A 19,331-nucleotide genomic window follows, 5' to 3' on the forward strand; every position below is an offset into this window, starting at 1 on the left:
GCAGAAAAACTTTAAGGATAGACCGATGCAACCCAATCTTCTAATGATTGAGGATGATATTGAATTAGCAGAAATCCTCTGTAATTTTTTAAAACGCTACAATATCACTGTGACCAATTACGATGACCCTTTTCTTGGCATTAGCGCCCTGAGCCTAACAAAATATGACCTCTTAATTTTAGACCTTTCTCTTCCGGGTATGGATGGACTGGAAATCTGCAAAGAAGTCCGCGCTAAAAGCGATATACCGATTATCATCTCTTCTGCTAGAAGCGATTTGGAAGATAAAATCATAGGGTTGGAACTAGGAGCCGATGATTATTTACCCAAACCTTATGAGCCTAAAGAACTTTACGCGCGTATCATGAGTGTTTTAAGACGCTATAAAAAAAGCCATTTTGCACACGAAGAAGAAGCCAATAGCTCTATACTCGTCTTAAAAGATGAGAGCCATACGATTTTATTTCACAACATACCGCTTGCTCTGACACCCGCAGAATACGAAGTGCTTGCGTATCTCATCAAAAAAAATAATTGTGTCGTTTCTCGTACGGAACTACTGAACCAATCACTCAGTTTGAACGAAGAGAATGAGAGCCGAAGTTTAGATGTTCTCATCAGCCGTATTCGCGCAAAACTGGGGGAAAGTTCTAAAGAGCCTGAGCTCATTCATTCTATACGAGGGATTGGGTATAGGCTTCAAGCATGAGATGGTACCATTCGATTATCGCACGCATTACCCTCATTTTTGCATTGGCGCTCTTGGGCATCGCGGCTGTTTTTTTCTCCATTTCGGAGCATGAAAAAAACAGAGACATGCAAATGATGATGGATTATTCGCATGTTGCGTTGCGATCTGCATTTGATAGACCTTCGCAAAAACTTGATTTTGTTAAAATGGAAGAGATGGGATTTCGTCTTATCAGTGATGAAAAACTTATCGCCACACTCTTATCCAAACCCAGACCTCCCAAACCATTTCCTATCAAACGAATGGAAGAGCGTTTTCATTTTGGACTCGATTGTATCCCTTATGAGATGCATATTTATACGATTTTATCACGGGACAAAGAGCATCTTATTTTCCAGACGCCTTTTGAAAAAGAGCTGTTTCCACGCATCTTTTTTCCATTTTTAACCATCGCTTTTGTCATTTTCTTATATATTGGCATCATTCGCAGTATTCTTCCGCTTAAAACACTGCGTGAACAAATCAAAGATTTTGCGAGTGGAAATTATGAGATTACATGTAAAAGTAAGAAACACGACGAAATTGCCGCACTTGCTAATGAATTTGACGCAGCCGTGGCAAAAATAAAATCGTTGCGCGACTCCCGACAGCTCTTCTTACGCAATATCATGCATGAGCTTAAGACGCCCATTACAAAGGGAAAATTAGCGGCAGAAATGATTGAAGACATGACCTATACCACGATACTTCAAAATGTTTTTAAGCGCCAAGAAGCGTTGATTGAAGAGTTCTCGCGTATTGAAAAACTGAGTGCCGATGAATTAAAGCTTGATATCAAAGAGTATCATATTGAAGATGTGGTTGATTTTGCACTGGATTTATTAGATGACAAAAAAGATAAAATTACACTCAATCTCACGCCCGCCGAACTCAACGTTGATTTTGAACTGTTTGGCGTAGCACTTAAAAATCTTTTAGACAACGGTATCAACTACGCAACCAACAATAAAGTCAAAATTTGTAATAATACGACGACCATTACGATTTCAAACGAAGCACCCGCATTGGAATTTCCACTGGAACGGTATGCTGAGCCTTACTTTTTAGAAGGCAAAAAGCAAAAAAGCTCACGCGGACTTGGTTTTGGACTCTTCATTACATGGCACGTCATTCGCTTGCATGGAATGCGTTTAGCCTATACGCATGAAAATGAAACAAATTATTTTGTAATTTCATTCTTGTCATAAAAGAGATAGAAAAAATCTATCTCTTTTATTGATCACATTTATGAGTTCGTTTGCGTCTTAAGATCAACAATGTGTTCTATTTGGAAGTAAAATCTTCCATTATCTTCGCTGTATGGGATTGTCCCATCAGTTTCTGTCATAACAAATACTTTTTTACCATTTGCCAATAAATATGGAAATCCATTTTCATATTGGAAAAATCTATTTCTTAAGAATTTTTTACCATTAATTTCTTGAGTTACATAATAGTTAGAGTATCCATTATGTTTAAATGCATTCAAGTTATTAACAGGAAAGCCGAAATAACCTTTTTGATATCGAAGAATTGTTAAAGGAATTTTGCCTTCTGTTTTGAGCCCATAAATAAAATATGCGCTCACATATAACCTATTATCTTCCAAAGATGCACTATCCATAATCCCGATCTTATCATTGACATCTTTTTGATATGAACGACCATAAAAACCTTCAGGTAGTTGCTTTGCCCCTGCAGTATTTGCAGTATAGGCTAACGCCGTATAATCCGTTCCCGTATTAACAGCTGTGGTTATGGCAGAGACAATTAATCCCGCAAGACCATTATTGCCATCTAGCCCTTGATATGAATATGCATATGAATTATTTTGCCAAATTTCTTCGCCCGTATTAGCATCAATCAAAGAGAAAGATAAGCCGACATCTACATTACTGCTAAAAACAGTATAACCAGTATCCCATGTATTAATATCAACATATAAGATGGCATCAGCATCAAAAATTTCCTTTAGTTTTGATACAGGAATTTTGCGAATCATCTCAGGGTCACTTATATTTTCACTTTTAAAGAAAGCATCAACTAAGTGAACAGGAAAGACATAATAGCCTTGCTCAGCAAGTGGTTTCGTGATCGTATAGCGAAAATGGTCAGTTGCATCAACCGATGTTGTTGTATTACGAGCAGGAAGCACCAAAATTGATTTTGGATGATGGCTATAGACTTTAGGATACAACTCGCTTTTTGTAATCTGAGAAATGCTTTGACCACAACCTGTGAAAAAAAATGGAATAATCAATACATATAAAAGGGCTATAAATCGTTTCATTAGCTTTCTCCATAGAGTTTTTTCATTACCTGATCAATAAACTTAGTTGATTCAGGATAAGTTGCTTTTTCTAAAATAAAATACTGTTTTGAATCTTCTTTTTTTCCACTTTCAAATAGCAATTCACCATATTCAGCACATAACCCTGGTGCAACTCTTTGCTTATTATTTGCTGAATCATCAATAATTTTTTTAAGTTCAGCACTATGTTGTTCTACAACTTCTTTATTCTGTCCTTCCATACCATAGCGTGTTGAACTTTTAACATAATCATTCCATGTGTAAAGAGGGGGTTGAGGAGCATTTGCACAACCGGCAAATAATGTAGCAACACTCGTGGCGAATACAATATGTTTAATTTTTATCATGGTAATGTAATCTCCTTAGTAGTATTTGATCCTAGATAAAGATTTTCTTCATAAATAATTTTTTGATTATCGTCATATATTTTCACGGTAATTGCACCACTGCTCACCTCAAATAGTTTATCAGATGTCGTATCTTGACATTGTCCTGTCGTTTGATTTGATATACACTTATCAAGCAAAAATTGATATTTATCATTCACAACCACTTTATATCCTGTACTTGAGGATTTGATGAATTTTAAATATCCAACATCTCTATATTGGGTCACCGTTTGCTTGTAACCACAACCCGCCAAAAAAAACAATCCTAAAATTATGAAAATGATTTTACTTTTGTACATAATAATCCTTTATCGAAGAACTAGAAATTGATCCATTAATAATTTGACAAATTGATCCTTCATCTGTTTCTGTTGATCCAAATTGGCTTATCACACGGAGTTCAGCTAATTTCATGCCAGGCAATTCCATCATCATGCCCGTTTGTGGATTTTTTATCTTTCGTCCTGCTCCATAGACATTAAAGGTATCACCAACTTTTAGCCCTTGCTTAGCACCACCAGCGATAATAACATTAGTATTATCTATTGATAAGATATAAGAACGCCAAGGTTTTGCTAATAAATTTTGCATAATACCATCTACAACACTACTAATGGCTGCTGAAATGGCTTTATCATTAAGTGTTGAGTCATACCCTACATGTTTTCCAAGACCAAATGAGCTCCCAGCCTCACTTTCAGCCTCACCACTTCCCTCTTGTGCAAAAACAACTTGCCCGGTTTTTACATCAATAAGTCTCACACTTACTTTTGCATATGCTGTTTGAATTTTTGAACGAGAGAAAACACCTGTATCAGAGACATTCTTGCGCCCGAACTCTGATATCGAACCAACAATCAAATAATCAGCCCCGATATTCATAGATTCTAAATTAAAAGATTGAATTTCTTTATTAATTTTATCAAGATCACTTCTTTCCAAAAGAATAAATTTGCCTGATTGCGTTAATTTCGCTGAGAGAATATCTGTAGCTTGTTTTTCAGCATTGTAATCATTATTTAAACCAAAAAGTGCAGATTTTCCATATTGTGCTTCATTACCAAAACGTGCAATTGCTACTTTACGCTTTAATACAGGTTGTTGTTCCGGTATTGTTATTTTTGGCTGTAAAGCCGTAGGTTGTTCAACGCTAACGACAGTCGGCGTAGTTGTCGTACAACCTGCAAAAATTGCAGATATCATCACTGCAAAAACTAAATTCTTCCTCACCATAATATTGCCCCCTAGTGATAAATTATAAATATTTAGAACAGAATTAATATTAATACTTATAAAATAAGTATGAACAAACCATATGTTATATTCGCTTTAAAAAGAGTAAAATATTATCCATTTATAAAAATAGTGTATGCTTTCACTAGATTTTGTTAATATATTAAACATTTATCACATTAATTGTACTTGATGAAAAGGAATCTTTCATGGCTTTAAAAGTAGGGATTTATATTTTTGATAATGTTGAAGTACTGGATTTTGCAGGCCCTTATGAAGTGTTTACGACAGCGTCACGAGTTTTTCATAAAATGACTTCGTCATTGGAGAACCTTCCTTTTGAAGTTTTTACGATTGGGAAAACAAAAAAATCTATCTATGCCAGAGCTGGGCTTAAACTGCATCCTGATTATTCGATTACCTCTCATCCGACACCCGATTTATTGCTTATTCCTGGTGGCGTTGTGACACGAGAACTTGAAGATGACGATGTCATTTCATGGATTAAAACGACCTCTTCTTATACGACGATTACCGCTTCCATTTGCACGGGCGCTTTTTTATTGGCGCAAGCAGGATTATTAAACGATAAAAACGTGACAACACATTGGGAAGATAGTGATGAGCTTCAAGCAATGTTTCCTGCTTTACATGTAAAACCTGATGCGCGGTATCTTGATGAAGGCTCGGTTGTCACATCCGGTGGAATATCTGCAGGAATTGATATGAGTTTGTATTTAGTTAAGCGCCTCATTAGTTCCGAACTAGCGCTCAATACGGCTCGTCAGATGGACTACGATTGGAATGAGACTAAACCAGTCTAAAACATTAACCTCCTTTTAATCTATTTCCACTATAATGCCCTTAATTTCAAGACTTCATTAAGAAACAGAGAACTTCACCTAAAACCTACCAGATTTGAGAAATCCTCAGTGAGTATGTAGGTTTTTGCATACGATATTGACGGGTTGATTCCCCATTAAAATTTTTATGTACATGAGTTTGTGCCTAGCCGCACGTTAGTTTTGTTTTGAAAAAATTTATAATAATGGAATAAAACATGCAAACATTTGAATCCTTTGGTCTCCACCAAGATATTCTAAAAGCTATCACAGAGGCAGGCTTTACAGAGCCAAGTCCCGTACAAACAGAGGCAATCCCTTTAGTTCTAGCAGGTAACGACATTGTCGCACAAGCACAAACAGGTACCGGTAAAACAGCTGCTTTTGGTCTCCCAACTATGAGTATGATTGACGCACATCTGAATAAAGTGCAACTTTTGGTCATCACCCCAACACGTGAACTTGCAACCCAAGTCAGCGACGAGCTTTACTCATTGGGTCGTTTTTGCGGCATTAAAACGGTAACGATTTACGGTGGTAGCTCTTACAGCAGACAAATTGGTCTTATCGAAAAAGGTGCAAGCGTTATCGTAGCAACACCGGGTCGTATGCTAGACCTTCTTAAAAATGACAGACTTCCTGGTTTTTCACCTAAAATGGTTGTTTTGGACGAAGCCGATGAGATGCTTGATATGGGCTTCTTAGAAGACATCGAAGAGATCTTTACTTACCTTCCAAAAGAGCGTCAAACCCTTCTTTTTTCAGCAACCATGCCTGATCCTATCAAACGCCTTGCCAGCAAAATCTTACATGAGCCAAAATTTGTCAGCATTACGCCAAAAGATCACACGACCAATGAAGACATTGAACAACTTTACTATGTGATTAATGAATATGAGAGAGATGATGCGATGATTCGTCTTTTAGATGCGCTTGAGCCTGAAAAATCCATCGTTTTCTGCCGTACCAAAAAAGAAGTCGATAGACTTTCAACCCAACTCATGGCAGTGGGTTATGCGGCAAAAGGCTTACACGGCGATATGGAACAAAACCAACGTGAGAGCGTTATTAAAGCGTTTCGTAGCTCACAAATTGAAATCCTCGTGGCAACCGACGTTGCGGCGCGTGGTCTCAATGTCGCTGACATCACCCATGTATTTAACTACCATATGCCGTTTGATCCAGAGAGTTATGTTCACCGTATCGGTAGAACTGGACGCGCAGGTAAAAAAGGAACAGCGATTACCTTGGTAACCCCAATCGAATTTCACTCTATGCAACGCATTGGTAAAAAAGTGGGCTCTAAAATGGAGCACAGAATGGTTCCAAGCTTACGTGATGTGAAAGAGAACAAGCTCGTAAAAATCGCCGATGAAATCAAAAATGCCGAACTGAATGAAAACGCTTCAAAACTTCTTTTAATTCTTGAAGAAGAGATGGATATGTCGCAAATCGCACTTAAACTACTCTCTAATTTACTTAAAGAAAACACACCTGTCGGTCCCGATAAAATCGGATTAGACAAAAAAACATTGGAAAATGTTGTGAGAAACATCGAAGAGCGCGACAACAGCCGTGGCAGACGTGATGGCGGACGTGGCGGTTACAGAGGGAACTCTAGCTCACGCGATGGCGGACGTGGCGGTTATAGAGGTAACTCTGGTTCACGCGATGGCGGTGGATATAAAGGTTCAAACCCACGTGATGGTGGTAGCAGAGATTCTCGTCCTCCAAGAGGTGACGCACCTAGAGGCGAAAGCCGTAACCCATTTGCAAAAGAGGGAAGCAGTTCAGCACCACGCGAAGGTGGCTACAAAGGCAACCGTGATAGTGGAGATAGCAGACCACCACGCGCACCAAGAGCCGATAGACCCAGTGCTCCACGCTCTGACGCAGGACGCGCGCCACGTTCAGCTCCTAGAAACGCATACAAAAAAGACTAATAACGTCTAACGTTTGGCTTCGCAAGAGGCTAGACTCTGGTTTTAATAAGGTGGCGTGAAAAACTCACGCCATCACTCCTCTTTTAATTTTCCTTCTCGATCATCGCTTTCAATGCTTCAGCAGTTTCAACATACGCCACTTTTTCAACTTGTTTATTTTTCAGTGTTACCACCGTAATGCCATCTATTTTTGCCCCTTTTTTCAAAGAGTTAGCAATCGTCTCATCTAAAATGAGATTGACACTGTAAGGTTGCGTTTTAAGATCAGGAAGTGCAAATGTATTGCGTATCACCACAGGCATCGGGCTGATATCCGCCACAAATGCGACATGATGAACGCTAAGATAATCCGTACTTTGCGCCCCAAGAAACGCTTTAACCGCATGTCCCGTATCTTTTGCAAATACCAAAATGAGCGTATGAATCGAATCATCCAGCGTATGCGATTTGCCAAATTGATCAAAAAGCGTGTACGAGATCGTCGAGCCGACATTGAGCCCATCGCTGAGCGACGCCGAAGAGGTATGCCCCTCATAGGTATCTTTACCTTTCAATAAAAACAGCACTCCCGCCGCAACGACAAGAAGCGCCAACACACCCAATAGTATCTTTTTCATATCAAACCTTGTATGCTAAATTTACGGAAGATTGTACCGTAACCCCTCTTTGCTTTTTTTCGCACTCGTAACTACGCTCTATCCAGCGCTAATTTAAGACCTAAAATCCCCAGTACACTTCCTGCGATTCTATCGATGTGCTTCTTAGCACGCAAATAGATTTTTTGCGCTTTTTGTGTCGATAAAAGTCCTACAACACACGAGTACCACGAAACATCGATGATAAACGCAATAAGGCAAATAAACAGCGTTCCAAAAGGCGGTACCTCTTTTGGAAGCAAAGCGGCAAAAATACTTCCGATGATGATCGCCGTTTTGGGGTTGCTCATTTGTGTGGCAAAACCAAATAAAACGGCTTTGAAAAAACTCTTTGGTTTGTGCTCTAAACTGAGCTTGGTGTCTAACGGCGTGGCGGCGTACTTCCACATTTTATAGGCCAAATAGACAAGGTACATGCCTCCTGCTACTTTTAAAGCGCCGTACAAAAAAGGCACGGTTTCTAAAATGGCATAAAGTCCAAAAATGGCTAACAGTGAAAACACAACCGCGCCCATTCCCAAACCAATCGCCACCCCAAACCCCTCTTTGCGAGACTTGGAAACAGCCGTTTTGGCAATCAAGATAAAACTAGGTCCCGGACTCATCGTCCCCAACATAAATACCGTCGCTATCGCTAAAAGAAAAGCATATTCACCCATAATGTGCCTTTACATGTAAAAATTTTCACCAGAATTTTGGCTAGTGAAAGTTTAGCACGCAAATGTGGATAGGGATATAAGAGAGGTTGTTTAAATGGTTTTTTTGATAAGATTTCTTTAGAATCTTATATATAGAGATGAAAATAAGAATAGCCTTTGTTCCAAAAAATTTTCTTATACGAAAGGTTTATAGTTGAATATAGATATTAGAAAATTTTATAATACATATTTTGAGCCAAATCCTAATTGCAAAAAAGAAGCAATTACATTGTGGTCTTCTTGGTTAGGAATTGAAAACTTGTATAAACTTGATGAAGTTACCATTGAGGAATGGGATAAATTTAATCAATTGCTTAGATTAATATTTAAAAAATATGAAGTTTATAAAATAAAAAATGATTTTTCTATACAACTATTACAATCTGTGGATTTAATTATCTTAACATATGAAAATGCAATGAACAAACCTGGTGATAAATTTGATAGATTATTAATTCCATCTTTAAATTGTGTAATTGAAGAAAGTTGGGACTATACATATCTAATTTGGTATTATGATGATTATAGCGTTGAAAACTTGTCACCAATAATCAAAGAAGCTGGTTTGTATCATTTTAAATCTTAACAAAAGTAAAGCAATAAATTTTTTACATGTAAAGAAAAACTGCCTACTCTTTCAAATGCTTACGAGACACTATCACGCCCTCATACCCCGTCGTTTTCACCGCTTCTAAAAACGTCTTATCTTCGATGCCATCTTTCGCAACGACCACCGCTAATTTTGTCTCTAACGTTACTTTGGCATTTTCCACGCCATCCACACTTTTGAGTGCTTTTTTGACTGCGGTGGTACACAAAGGACAGTGCATTTCAGCGACTTTGATGACCACTTCTTCTTTAGCGAAGAGCATCAAAGGTAAAAGCAAAATCAACCATTTTTTCATTCGTCATTTCCTATAAAAAGATTCGCCACTTCGGGATACAGTAAAATCACTAGAATTATCCCTAAAACAATCGAGTAAAACCACAAGTAGCGCTTTCTCTTTTGAGGATTACATGTAAAGGTGTGATGCGCGTAACTTCGCCATGAAAGCCACAAAACAAAAAGCGATAACAAAGAGAGCGGTATGCGAAACGGGGTGAGGACTTCTAAGAAACTTAGAAATCCAAACGAGATTCCAAAGAGTAAAAACAGCAAAGGTGGCAGACAGCATGCCGTGGCGGCAAGAGCTGAGAGCAGCGCTGTGAGTACGCCTAGAATCTCTTTTTTCATCGCTTAGAGTTTTTCTTGTGAGACAAAACTGTATGCAAATGCCGCTGGTGCGTAGTAGTCTAAGACGTCATCTTCGACTTCGCCGTACGGGTAGCCAAACATATTGAGTGGTTTTTGCGCTGGGGTTGGAGCAAGCACGAAGTCACGCGCATGGTTGTAGCCCATCCAGTTCATTTCCCAGTTGCCGAAGAAGTATTCGCGGACTTCTTTCACAAGGGGATCGTTCAATGTCATTTTCTCGGTTAAGATGACTTTGGTAACATCAGCAGGATCGCATGGAACCCAACCCGCGCCATCAAGGTAAAATTCCGCTCGACAATGCTCGCCTCCCGTGATTTTCGCCAACCCTTTTTCATCGCTGCTTCCGCATGCTTTTGAGTAACGAGAACTGCCTAAACGAATACCAAACACTTCACGAGCCGGCACACCCACGCTTCTTAGAAGCGCTACAAAAACAGAGCTGATGTCGGTGCATTTGCCGCCCATGATGTTGTTTTCAATCGCTTTGCCTGCATCACCCACGCCACAACCTACAACGCTGTTATCGCGGTACATATTTTCAGTCACCCAAAGGTAAATCGCTTTGGCTTTTTCAAGCGGTGTTTTAGAAGTAGCTGTGATTTTAAGGGCTAACTCTTTCACTTTACCACTGGTTGGAATGTGCGCGGTTGGTTTTAAATATTTTGTGACCGCTTTTGGATATTTTGTTGAAGCGGTTGCTTTCCTTAAATCGACACTGCGTTCATGGGTTGTCACCGTGTACATCACTTCTAAAAGTTTCTCTCCGCCCTCTTTCCATTCGACATAAAGTGTACGTGCTTTATACTCATTTTTGTCGGTCACATAAGCTTTGGTGGCATTGGAATTAAATTTAAAATCACTCACTTTTTGATACTCCGTTTCTTGTGGAAGCGGAACCCATAATTTTGTCAAACCATTTTTATTTTCATGTTGAATGTTATAGCTATTTTTGACGTAAAAAGTACGTGTTTTACTTTTTGGCTCGCTCGCCTCTAAAATAGATACCTGAGGTAAAATGATTGTGCTTGCACCCAGTGCTACACACCCTTTCATAAATGAACGTCGTTGCATAAAAAATCCTTATAGGGAATGTTGTTTGACACGAAGTTTTAGAACACAAGAGTAGAAAAAGAAGCTTTACAATTATGTTTATCTAAGCCTTAGATATCGTGTATGGAGTAAATTGTACAGAGATAAAGCTTAAGAAAGTGCTAAAAGCTCTTATAATAAAAAACTATAAGAGCTTTTAAATATTAAGCGATGGTTTGTTTTTTTTGTGTTTTTTTAGGTTTTTTCTTTGCAGATGCAACTGTTTGTTTTTTCGTTGATTTTTTAGCAACTTTCGTTGTTTTTTTGACGTTTTTTTTAGCAGTTGTTGTTTTTTTAGATGTATCGTTTTTATGGACGGTTTTTTTATGCGTAGCGGTAGCGGAAGTCGTATCGCTTTCTGCATAAACACCATTGGATAAGAATGCAATCATCACGGCAATCAAAGACAATTTTTTAAACATTTTTTCTCTCCTTTCTCAAAATAAATGTCGCATTCTACACCGTGAATTCTAAAACTTTTCTATAATATGAATATACTCGTTAATCTCTTTTTTTTGCAGTGTATTTGTGTAGGCGTGGAAGCGTTTATGCGGCACTTTTACACTCTCATAACGCCCATAGAGTCGCATCATTGAAGCAAGTGATTTTTGAGGAATCAAGCCTTCATCATTGTAACTGAGAAAAATATAAGGAAACTTAGCTTTAGCAATAATATCTTCCAATGCACCAAGCGCTGTTTTTTCTTTGCAGAAAGAGGAACTTTCGTACTTCCTCACCCCCGTTTTTCCCTTGGGAGTAAAGGTGTCATATAAAGCGATGGTATTAAGCAGATGATAATTTGCACCGTATTGGCGTCTGTTGTAAGGCGGGTCTAGATAGAGGATGTCTCCTTCAATCTTTTCAATAAGATGATTGGCTTCTTCACAATACACACGATGTTCTTTAACACAAGGCTCAAAAGGCAGCGCTTCTAGCGTAAGTGACTGTTTTGCTAGCGGTTTTAATTTTTTCAAAAAAGCGCTGTAAACCGATGCGGTGTTGGCTATTTTATCGACATTCATCAATAAAGAAGCGAGTAGAAAGAAATAAAGCATCTCATCGTTACGATAATTTTCAATGCCTTGGCGCAAGGCATCTATTTTTTGGGCATTGACATCTGAAAAATAGTTACGTCCACTACCGCTAGCCAAACAATAATGGGTATAAATCAGCCCTTTTTGAAGCGGTAATGCATTCAAAGAGTCAATAATGAACGCTCTATTTTCAATAACACCACTTTGTAAAAGAGCACGATTGAGTACGTAGCTGTAATATTCGCAATCATTGCTGATAAGAAATTGCACCTCATCTTTGAAAGAGTAGCCGACCACGCCACTGCCTGCAAAAAGGTCACAAAAGATTTTTTGAGAGAGGTCTTCTCCGACATAATCGTGAATCGTTTGATGAATAAAGGACAGAAGCTTTGCTTTTGAACCAATATAATTCACATTTTTCCCCGATTTTTTTATAATCATAGCAAAAGTAGAACACTTTTTGCTTTTTACATGTAAAGACATTTGAAAAGGACAATTATGCATTTTTTAGTCGTTGATGACAGCTCAACCATGCGCAGAATATTGTGCAACACCCTAGGAACGATTGGTTATAGTTCCACAGAAGCAGAAGATGGTCTGGATGCTCTCAAAAAGATCAAAGATCAAAAATTTGATGCCATCATGACAGACTGGAATATGCCAAAAATGAACGGATTGGAATTGGTACGACACATTCGTGCAATGGAAGCGTACAAAGACATACCCATCATTATGGTCACCACAGAAGGAGGAAAACGCGAAGTCATTAGTGCCATTAAAGAAGGCGTTAATAACTACATCGTCAAACCTTTTACGGCTTATGTCTTGAGAGAAAAGCTCAAAGAGATTGTTTAAAGCTTAATGCCAGACTTCCCATCAAAAGGAAGTCTGCTTTATTTTGCCGCAAGATAGCCTCTCCACCCACCGTATTCGCTGATTTCACGAGCGTTTTTAAGCGCGTCGCTTTCGCATAAAAAGCCATACACAGAGCTTCCATCTTCTAAAAAAACCGTACCGATACATAGCGGTGAAGCGATTTGCACCATAAACGCACCAAAGTTTTCCAATGGCATTTCCCATACTTCAAGCTCCAACGCATAAGGACTTGCGGCATCTTTAATCATCCCTGGGCGAGGCGGTATTTTCTCTGGAACATCAAAAAGGCGGTATCCAATGGCAGTTTTGCAGGCTTTGACAAACTGTGCTTCTAAACCGAGTAATTGATGATTGAGTGGCAAGCCTTGCATATGCGCGCCGCAAACCGCGAGTAAGATGGTCGGTTTCATAATGTCTCCTTGTGTAAATAATGTGCTCCAAAATACATTAATGTTTCTTCTTCAAAGGCATTGGCAAATAAGGTAATCCCAAAAGGCAGACCATTGTTTCGTTTGCCCGCAGGAATGGCATAGGCAGAAAAATCAAGTAAGTTCATAAAATTGGTGTAGTAGCCTAAATTGGTATTAAGCTCTATTGGATTGGCATTCACTTCATCGATGGAATAAATCGTTCCTGTCGTAGGCGTCAGCATAAAATCAACACGCTCCATCACCCTTTCACTCTGACGTTTATAGGCTTTGAGTTGGTATTCTGCTTCAAAATAATCACTCGCACGTTTGCTCTCTCCTGAGCTTATAATCGTGCGTGTAACCTCCATAAGGCTTTGAGGATTTTTCGTTAAAAGCTCTTTGATGGCAACATAACGCTCGGCGACCCATGGCCCACTGTACAACAGATTTGCCGCTTCTAAAAAAGGAGAAAAATCCACTTCAACCCTCTCTCCTCCAAGATCTTCAAACGCTTTGATAGCGTGGTAAAAAAGCTCTTTAGCTTCCAAGTCGCCAAAGAAAGCCAACTGCTCGGCTTTGGGCACGCCAAAACGAAACGAAGATGAAAACGTTTTAGCATTCACAGGCATTTTTCGGCTGTAAACATCTTCCGCATCGTACGAAGCTGCTACGTTAAAAACGGCCATCATATCTTCTGTGCTTTTAGCAAAAATCGAAACACAATCCAAACTGCGACACGCCGGCACCACGCCAGAGGTACTTAAAAGCCCTTTACTAGGCTTTAACCCCAAGATATTATTAAACGCCGCAGGCACTCTGCCCGAACCTGCTGTATCGGTTCCTAAAGAAAAAACGACCATATCAAGCGCAACGCTCACCGCACTGCCTGAACTAGAACCCCCAGAAATAAAGCGTTTGTCGATGCTGTTTTGGCATGCCCCATACGGTGAACGCGTACCCACAAGTCCTGTGGCAAATTGATCAAGATTGGTTTTGCCGATGGGAATCGCTCCCGCTTCAATCAGTTTTTCAACCACAAAAGCAGATCGCTCTGGCACATAGGTAAAATCCGGACACGCCGCCGTGGTAGAAATGCCCGCTAAGTCAATGTTGTCTTTAATCGCAAAAGGTACACCGTAAAGCGGCAAATCTTCCACCGAAGCTTGTTCAAGTTTCGTTAAATAAGGCTCTAGTTCTGCATCGCTTAACACATATAACCAAATAGGGTTGTCTGAAAACTGCGCGATGCGCTCTTTAATCTGCTGCACCAATTCTCGTGGTGTACACGCATTTTGAGCGTAATTTTGCTTTACATGTAAAAGTGTCATTCTCTCTCCTTTGTCTCATCTTCTTGGTTTCGCACCGCTTCAATGAGCGCCGCACTGAGGATTAAAAATCCACCGATATATTCCATTTTCTCCATCGTTTCACCCGCAATGATGGTTGCCGAAATGGCTGCGGTAATCAGCTCCATAATGATAATAATGGACGAACGCCCTGCTTCCATGTGGGTCACGCCCCATTGCGAACCGATATTGGCAAGCAACAACCAAAGCAGGGCATACAACCCAAGCGCTCCCCACGCATTTATCCCGACATTCATAGGGAAAGGCTCCACATGAGCTAAGAGTAAAAGTCCCGCTAAGATAAAACAACCGTAAAACATCGCTCCGATTTTAGATGCCACGGGAACATTTTGCGCAAAACGAAACAGCAGATTATTGAGCGCAAACAACAGTCCCGAAAGAAGCGCTAACGCATCAATCCACGATGGGGGCGCCTCTAAGATTTTAAAGCCGCCTAAAATGAAAAAAGCTCCTAAAACTGCCGCAACAACCCCAAACCAACGCCATCTATCTATACGCTCTTTTAAAAAAAAGTAGCCCCCTAAAACGCCCCATACGGGCAAAAGGTAAAAGAGCACCATAACGCGTATAACTTCACCATTGATGAGCGAATAGGTAAACGCAAGGTTTGCCCCTCCGCCAAAGAGTGCGATGAAAAACATCACTTTGCGATGGCTCCACCAGACTCTGCGTTGCCTCAAGAGTTGTGGACTCATGACCAAAGCGATGATGCCATACGCTCCTAAACTCAGCGTAATACCTTGTATGCCCATCGCATTGATGGCTTTGAGTGGAATCCATGAAAGTCCCCATAAAATGGAAGCTCCAAATAAAACAATAACGGGGAAATAGGCTTTCATCATGCCTACGCTTTTAAAGGCTCTAAGATAAAAAGTTGTTTGCCCGCATAAATACTCTCACCTTCTTCGCACAAGACACTCACGATGAGCCCATCCTCAGGCGATTCGATTTCGACTTCCATCTTCATCGACTCAACGATGGCGAGGCTCTCACCCTCTTTTACCCTATCGCCCACTTTGGCTAAAACCTTCCATAGATTGCCTTGAATTGGAGCCTCAACGGCTTCTTTATCGTCATCAATCACCACAGAAGCACTCTCATCGTGGTGCTCTTCGTGTGCGCTTTGTGAGGTAAAATTGGCAAGACCTGTCCTCTCCCACATGGTGCGTTCTTCTTCAAACGCTTTTTGTTGCGTGGTTTTGAACTGTTTAATCGTGCTCTCATTTTCTTCCAAAAACGCTTGGTATTTTTTAAGGCTAAACGTCGTCTCTTCAATGTGCAGTTTAGCGCGCCCTCGTGGGAAATTTTCACGCAAACGCAGTAATTCTTCCGCACTCACTTCGTAAAAACGGATTTGGTCGAAAAAGCGCAATAACCAAGGCTTTCCTTCTTTAAAATCTTCGGTTTGACGGTGACGATTCCACATTTGAACGGTGCGCCCTACAAACTGATAACCGCCCGGTCCTTCCATGCCGTACACACACATGTACGCTCCACCAATGCCCACCGCATTTTCAGGTGTCCATGTACGAGCGGGGTTGTATTTGGTCGTAACCAAACGGTGCCTTGGATCAAGCGGTGTTGCCACGGGAGCACCCAGATACACATCGCCCAGTCCCATAACCAAATAGCTCGCTTCAAACAAAATGCGTTTGACCTCATCAATGCTTTCTAAACCGTTGATACGACGGATAAATTCTATATTGCTCGGACACCACGGAGCATCAGGTCGGACGATTTTCATATACTTATCAATCGCGATGCGTGTTTGTTCATCATCCCATGAAAGCGGTAAATGCACAATGCGCGCAGGCACTTCAATATCTTCTATCGACGGTAAAGAGAGCTCTAGGCGCTGTACCGTTTGCATCAATGCCTCGCGCTCACATAAGCGTGGATTAAAATGAATTTGCAAGGAGCGAATCCCAGGGGTTAATTCAATCACTCCCTTGATGTTGGCATCCATAACGGCTTGCATCAACACATGTATGCGAAAACGCAAGCTAATATCCAGTTGCATTTCTCCGTATTCAATCAGTAAATTGCTATCGCCGGATTGGCGAAACGTCACGCTCGGTAAAAGCGCACTGCTCTCATCGTGGTATAAAATCGGCGAGCCTATCTCTTTTTCGTGGAGCATTGAGCGTTCATCGTATGTGGAAAGAGAGGCTATCGCCTCCTCTTGCAACCGAAGCATTTGCATCGCTTCATCATGGCAGATAGGCACAAACGTGATGGTGTCTCCAGCGCGCAATTGCCCGATTTTCCAAAGCTCTGCACTCACAATCGTCACAGGACAGACAAATCCACCCAAACTAGGACCATCAGGGCCTAAGATAACGGGCATATCGCCTGTAAAATCCACCGCACCTATGGCATAGGCGGTATCGTGAATATTAGACGGATGCAATCCCGCTTCGCCTCCATCACTGCGTGCCCATGAAGGCTTAGGTCCTATGAGTCTTACCCCCGTTCGATTGGAGTTATAATGCACTTCCCAACGGGCTTCAAAAAAGGCTTTAATGTCATCATGCGTAAAGAAATCAGGGGCGCCATGAGGACCATACAAAACCCCTATCTTCCACGCATTTCCAAATGAACGATACGGCGTAATGGCTTCAAAACACGCCTCTTTGGAAACCATCGCATCGACATGTAACACATCTCCCGCCACTAAAGCTCTTCCCGCATGACCGCCAAAAAGTCCTAATGAAAAGGTCGAACGACTTCCAAGGTACAAAGGCACATCAATACCGCCTCGTACCGCAAGATAGGTTCGAAAGCCCTCATTGTGCACTTTTTTGAGTTTTAAAACACTTCCCGCTTTGACATGTAATGCTTGATTCATCCCGACTTTAATGCCATCTAAAAAGGCATCAATCACCGCACCGCACAGCGCGATAACGCCTTCGTAGTTAAACCGAAGCGTAGGCCCTGCAATGGCGATTTCAAATCCTGCGGCATCTTCACTGTTCCCCACAAGCGCATTGGCATAGCGAAAACTGAGGTTATCAAATGGACCACTAGGCGGCACACCAATATCCCAATACCCGATTCTTCCCGGATAATCTTGCACGGTGCTATGAGTTCCCGGACGTAATACATCAATGCTTTGAGGCACAAAACGAAAGTGATTCAAAAATTTGGTCGTTTGCTTCCCTGCTTGAAAAACCTCGCCTTCGACAATCGCGCCAAGGTATTTGAGGTTGGTTTCAATCCCATCGATGCGTGTCTCTTGAATCGCCTGCGCCATTTTGACCAACGCCTCTTCACGTGTGCTTTCTTTGACGATCAGCTTTGCAATCATCGGGTCATAAAAGGATGAAACATTTAACCCCGTTTCGATAAAACTATCCACGCGAATGGTGGAGGCAAAATGCACATGCGTAAGCACACCGGAACTGGGTTGAAAGTTTTTCATCGGGTCTTCGGCATACACACGCACTTGGATGGCGTGCCCTTTTGGTTCATGCGTATAGTCGTACAATTCGGGATTATGCCCGTAGGCTTGCAGAATCATCCATCGTACTAAGTCGATGCCGCTCACCTCTTCGGTCACACCGTGTTCGACTTGCAAACGGGTATTGACCTCTAAGAAGTAAAACTGCTCACTTTGCGTATCGTACACAAATTCAACCGTACCGGCAGAGAGGTACTTCACTGACTCACACAAAGCGCGTGCCGCACTAAAAAGCGCTTCACGTGTTTTTACATGTAAAAAAGGAGCGGGCGTTTCTTCGATGACTTTTTGGTTACGACGTTGTACCGAACAGTCTCTCTCTCCAAGCGTTGCAACATACCCTTTGCCATCACCAAAGACTTGCACCTCGATATGGCGCGCGTGTTCGACGTATTTTTCTAGAAACATTCCACCGTTGGAGAAGTTGTTTTCACTGAGGCGTTTGACCGAGGCATAGGCATCACGAAGGGCTTGTTCATCGTAGCACAACTGCATTCCGATGCCTCCACCTCCAGCGGTACTTTTGAGCATCACAGGGTATCCAATGCCTTTTGCTTTTTCCAAAGCCTCATTCAGACTCGTTAAAAGAGCAGAACCGGGAAGTAACGGCACATTTTTTTCTTCAGCTAAAGCACGCGCGGTGTGTTTGAGACCAAAAGCTTCGATATGTTCAGCCCTTGGACCGATAAAAACAATGCCTTTGGTTTCACACGCTTGAGCAAACGTTACATTTTCACTAAGAAATCCATACCCCGGATGAATGGCTTCGGCACAACATTGCAAAGCTATCTCTAAAATTGTGTCGCCATTTAAGTAACTCTCGCTGGCTAAACCTTCACCAATGCAATACGCCTCATCGGCTAAACTGACATGTAAAGAGTCTTCATCCGCCTTTGTGTATAGGGCAACGGAAGCAATTCCCATCTCTTTGAGTGTGCGTATGATACGACAAGCAATTTCGCCACGATTGGCGATTAGAATTTTTTTAAACATTGTTCATCCTTGCAAAATCATTCGTGGGTCGTCCCACAAAAAATA

Annotated in this window: 21 protein-coding genes; 6 read left to right on the forward strand and 15 right to left on the reverse strand. The window is 41.0% G+C overall.

Annotated elements, in window-relative coordinates; genetic code table 11:
• The first annotated feature begins 25 nt into the window (after positions 1 to 25).
• Entirely contained in the window at positions 26 to 709 is a 684-nt protein-coding gene (locus AC5SLP_RS13070; RefSeq protein ID WP_495255605.1) for a response regulator transcription factor, read from the forward strand.
• Positions 706 to 1,938 (forward strand): ArsS family sensor histidine kinase, encoded by a 1,233-nt coding sequence (locus AC5SLP_RS13075; RefSeq protein WP_495255606.1) that lies wholly within the window; start codon positions 706 to 708, stop codon positions 1,936 to 1,938. The genes AC5SLP_RS13070 and AC5SLP_RS13075 overlap by 4 nt, the downstream gene beginning before the upstream one ends.
• A 38-nt stretch (positions 1,939 to 1,976) precedes the next feature.
• On the opposite strand, the gene AC5SLP_RS13080 is transcribed toward AC5SLP_RS13075, so the two are convergent.
• The 4 genes from AC5SLP_RS13080 to AC5SLP_RS13095 are packed head-to-tail and all read right to left on the reverse strand — an operon-like array spanning position 1,977 to position 4,663.
• Positions 1,977 to 3,020, reverse strand: a complete 1,044-nt coding sequence (locus AC5SLP_RS13080) for a DUF799 domain-containing protein (RefSeq protein ID WP_495255607.1) — start codon at positions 3,018 to 3,020, stop codon at positions 1,977 to 1,979.
• Positions 3,020 to 3,388, reverse strand: a complete 369-nt coding sequence (locus AC5SLP_RS13085; RefSeq protein WP_495255608.1) for a DUF4810 domain-containing protein — start codon at positions 3,386 to 3,388, stop codon at positions 3,020 to 3,022. The genes AC5SLP_RS13080 and AC5SLP_RS13085 overlap by 1 nt, the downstream gene beginning before the upstream one ends.
• Positions 3,385 to 3,729: a hypothetical protein gene (locus AC5SLP_RS13090; RefSeq protein ID WP_495255609.1), complete on the reverse strand. Its 345-nt coding sequence runs from the start codon at positions 3,727 to 3,729 to the stop codon at positions 3,385 to 3,387. Before AC5SLP_RS13090 ends, AC5SLP_RS13085 begins: the two co-directional genes overlap by 4 nt.
• The gene (locus tag AC5SLP_RS13095) at positions 3,716 to 4,663 is read right to left on the reverse strand and encodes a CsgG/HfaB family protein (RefSeq protein ID WP_495255610.1); all 948 of its coding nucleotides are present in this window, start codon (positions 4,661 to 4,663) and stop codon (positions 3,716 to 3,718) included. The genes AC5SLP_RS13090 and AC5SLP_RS13095 overlap by 14 nt, the downstream gene beginning before the upstream one ends.
• 209 nt (positions 4,664 to 4,872) lie before the next feature.
• On the opposite strand from AC5SLP_RS13095, the gene AC5SLP_RS13100 reads away from it, so the two are divergent.
• Positions 4,873 to 5,487, forward strand: coding sequence for a DJ-1/PfpI family protein (locus tag AC5SLP_RS13100; protein WP_495255611.1), 615 nt, complete (start codon positions 4,873 to 4,875; stop codon positions 5,485 to 5,487).
• Positions 5,488 to 5,723: 236 nt separating this feature from the next.
• On the forward strand, positions 5,724 to 7,448 hold the full coding sequence (locus AC5SLP_RS13105; RefSeq protein ID WP_495255612.1) for a DEAD/DEAH box helicase: 1,725 nt from the start codon (positions 5,724 to 5,726) through the stop codon (positions 7,446 to 7,448).
• 83 nt (positions 7,449 to 7,531) lie between these two features.
• Here AC5SLP_RS13105 and AC5SLP_RS13110 read toward each other — a convergent pair whose 3' ends face one another.
• Positions 7,532 to 8,065: a hypothetical protein gene (locus tag AC5SLP_RS13110; RefSeq protein ID WP_495255613.1), complete on the reverse strand. Its 534-nt coding sequence runs from the start codon at positions 8,063 to 8,065 to the stop codon at positions 7,532 to 7,534.
• Between the two features lie 71 nt (positions 8,066 to 8,136).
• A complete protein-coding gene (locus AC5SLP_RS13115; protein WP_495255614.1) occupies positions 8,137 to 8,763 on the reverse strand; it encodes a LysE family translocator in 627 nt (208 codons plus the stop codon).
• A gap of 193 nt (positions 8,764 to 8,956) precedes the next feature.
• Between AC5SLP_RS13115 and AC5SLP_RS13120 the strand changes: the two genes are divergently transcribed.
• On the forward strand, positions 8,957 to 9,388 hold the full coding sequence (locus AC5SLP_RS13120; protein ID WP_495255615.1) for a hypothetical protein: 432 nt from the start codon (positions 8,957 to 8,959) through the stop codon (positions 9,386 to 9,388).
• A 43-nt stretch (positions 9,389 to 9,431) separates the two neighbouring features.
• Here AC5SLP_RS13120 and AC5SLP_RS13125 read toward each other — a convergent pair whose 3' ends face one another.
• The 5 genes from AC5SLP_RS13125 to AC5SLP_RS13145 form a co-directional block, all read right to left on the reverse strand.
• On the reverse strand, positions 9,432 to 9,707 hold the full coding sequence (locus AC5SLP_RS13125) for a heavy-metal-associated domain-containing protein (protein WP_495255616.1): 276 nt from the start codon (positions 9,705 to 9,707) through the stop codon (positions 9,432 to 9,434).
• Positions 9,704 to 10,036, reverse strand: coding sequence for a mercuric transporter MerT family protein (locus AC5SLP_RS13130; protein WP_495255617.1), 333 nt, complete (start codon positions 10,034 to 10,036; stop codon positions 9,704 to 9,706). Before AC5SLP_RS13130 ends, AC5SLP_RS13125 begins: the two co-directional genes overlap by 4 nt.
• A gap of 3 nt (positions 10,037 to 10,039) precedes the next feature.
• On the reverse strand, positions 10,040 to 11,128 hold the full coding sequence (locus tag AC5SLP_RS13135) for a transglutaminase-like domain-containing protein (RefSeq protein WP_495255618.1): 1,089 nt from the start codon (positions 11,126 to 11,128) through the stop codon (positions 10,040 to 10,042).
• Positions 11,129 to 11,310: 182 nt separating this feature from the next.
• Positions 11,311 to 11,568, reverse strand: coding sequence for a hypothetical protein (locus tag AC5SLP_RS13140; protein WP_495255619.1), 258 nt, complete (start codon positions 11,566 to 11,568; stop codon positions 11,311 to 11,313).
• 48 nt (positions 11,569 to 11,616) lie between these two features.
• Positions 11,617 to 12,594 (reverse strand): DNA adenine methylase, encoded by a 978-nt coding sequence (locus AC5SLP_RS13145; RefSeq protein WP_495255620.1) that lies wholly within the window; start codon positions 12,592 to 12,594, stop codon positions 11,617 to 11,619.
• A gap of 84 nt (positions 12,595 to 12,678) precedes the next feature.
• Here AC5SLP_RS13145 and AC5SLP_RS13150 point away from each other — a divergent pair, with 84 nt between their 5' ends.
• On the forward strand, positions 12,679 to 13,035 hold the full coding sequence (locus AC5SLP_RS13150; RefSeq protein WP_495255621.1) for a response regulator: 357 nt from the start codon (positions 12,679 to 12,681) through the stop codon (positions 13,033 to 13,035).
• 38 nt (positions 13,036 to 13,073) lie between these two features.
• On the opposite strand, the gene AC5SLP_RS13155 is transcribed toward AC5SLP_RS13150, so the two are convergent.
• From AC5SLP_RS13155 to uca, 4 genes are read right to left on the reverse strand one after another with little or no spacing between them, the layout of a single operon-like run.
• Positions 13,074 to 13,466 (reverse strand): allophanate hydrolase-related protein, encoded by a 393-nt coding sequence (locus AC5SLP_RS13155; RefSeq protein WP_495255622.1) that lies wholly within the window; start codon positions 13,464 to 13,466, stop codon positions 13,074 to 13,076.
• Positions 13,463 to 14,794, reverse strand: coding sequence for an allophanate hydrolase (atzF, locus tag AC5SLP_RS13160; protein ID WP_495255623.1), 1,332 nt, complete (start codon positions 14,792 to 14,794; stop codon positions 13,463 to 13,465). Before atzF ends, AC5SLP_RS13155 begins: the two co-directional genes overlap by 4 nt.
• A complete protein-coding gene (locus AC5SLP_RS13165; RefSeq protein ID WP_495255624.1) occupies positions 14,791 to 15,675 on the reverse strand; it encodes a DMT family transporter in 885 nt (294 codons plus the stop codon). The genes atzF and AC5SLP_RS13165 overlap by 4 nt, the downstream gene beginning before the upstream one ends.
• Positions 15,676 to 15,677: 2 nt before the next feature.
• A complete protein-coding gene (gene uca, locus AC5SLP_RS13170) occupies positions 15,678 to 19,286 on the reverse strand; it encodes an urea carboxylase (RefSeq protein WP_495255625.1) in 3,609 nt (1,202 codons plus the stop codon).
• Positions 19,287 to 19,331: the final 45 nt, after the last annotated feature.

Source organism: Sulfurospirillum sp. E15m (assembly GCF_059415145.1).

Coding starts and splice junctions, on each gene's coding strand:
- AC5SLP_RS13070 (WP_495255605.1), top strand. CDS start 26: ATGCAACCCAATCTTCTAATGATTGAGGATGATATTGAATTAGCAGAA.
- AC5SLP_RS13075 (WP_495255606.1), top strand. CDS start 706: ATGAGATGGTACCATTCGATTATCGCACGCATTACCCTCATTTTTGCA.
- AC5SLP_RS13080 (WP_495255607.1), bottom strand. CDS start 3,020: ATGAAACGATTTATAGCCCTTTTATATGTATTGATTATTCCATTTTTT.
- AC5SLP_RS13085 (WP_495255608.1), bottom strand. CDS start 3,388: ATGATAAAAATTAAACATATTGTATTCGCCACGAGTGTTGCTACATTA.
- AC5SLP_RS13090 (WP_495255609.1), bottom strand. CDS start 3,729: ATGTACAAAAGTAAAATCATTTTCATAATTTTAGGATTGTTTTTTTTG.
- AC5SLP_RS13095 (WP_495255610.1), bottom strand. CDS start 4,663: ATGGTGAGGAAGAATTTAGTTTTTGCAGTGATGATATCTGCAATTTTT.
- AC5SLP_RS13100 (WP_495255611.1), top strand. CDS start 4,873: ATGGCTTTAAAAGTAGGGATTTATATTTTTGATAATGTTGAAGTACTG.
- AC5SLP_RS13105 (WP_495255612.1), top strand. CDS start 5,724: ATGCAAACATTTGAATCCTTTGGTCTCCACCAAGATATTCTAAAAGCT.
- AC5SLP_RS13110 (WP_495255613.1), bottom strand. CDS start 8,065: ATGAAAAAGATACTATTGGGTGTGTTGGCGCTTCTTGTCGTTGCGGCG.
- AC5SLP_RS13115 (WP_495255614.1), bottom strand. CDS start 8,763: ATGGGTGAATATGCTTTTCTTTTAGCGATAGCGACGGTATTTATGTTG.
- AC5SLP_RS13125 (WP_495255616.1), bottom strand. CDS start 9,707: ATGAAAAAATGGTTGATTTTGCTTTTACCTTTGATGCTCTTCGCTAAA.
- AC5SLP_RS13130 (WP_495255617.1), bottom strand. CDS start 10,036: ATGAAAAAAGAGATTCTAGGCGTACTCACAGCGCTGCTCTCAGCTCTT.
- AC5SLP_RS13135 (WP_495255618.1), bottom strand. CDS start 11,128: ATGCAACGACGTTCATTTATGAAAGGGTGTGTAGCACTGGGTGCAAGC.
- AC5SLP_RS13140 (WP_495255619.1), bottom strand. CDS start 11,568: ATGTTTAAAAAATTGTCTTTGATTGCCGTGATGATTGCATTCTTATCC.
- AC5SLP_RS13150 (WP_495255621.1), top strand. CDS start 12,679: ATGCATTTTTTAGTCGTTGATGACAGCTCAACCATGCGCAGAATATTG.
- AC5SLP_RS13155 (WP_495255622.1), bottom strand. CDS start 13,466: ATGAAACCGACCATCTTACTCGCGGTTTGCGGCGCGCATATGCAAGGC.
- atzF (WP_495255623.1), bottom strand. CDS start 14,794: ATGACACTTTTACATGTAAAGCAAAATTACGCTCAAAATGCGTGTACA.
- AC5SLP_RS13165 (WP_495255624.1), bottom strand. CDS start 15,675: ATGATGAAAGCCTATTTCCCCGTTATTGTTTTATTTGGAGCTTCCATT.
- uca (WP_495255625.1), bottom strand. CDS start 19,286: ATGTTTAAAAAAATTCTAATCGCCAATCGTGGCGAAATTGCTTGTCGT.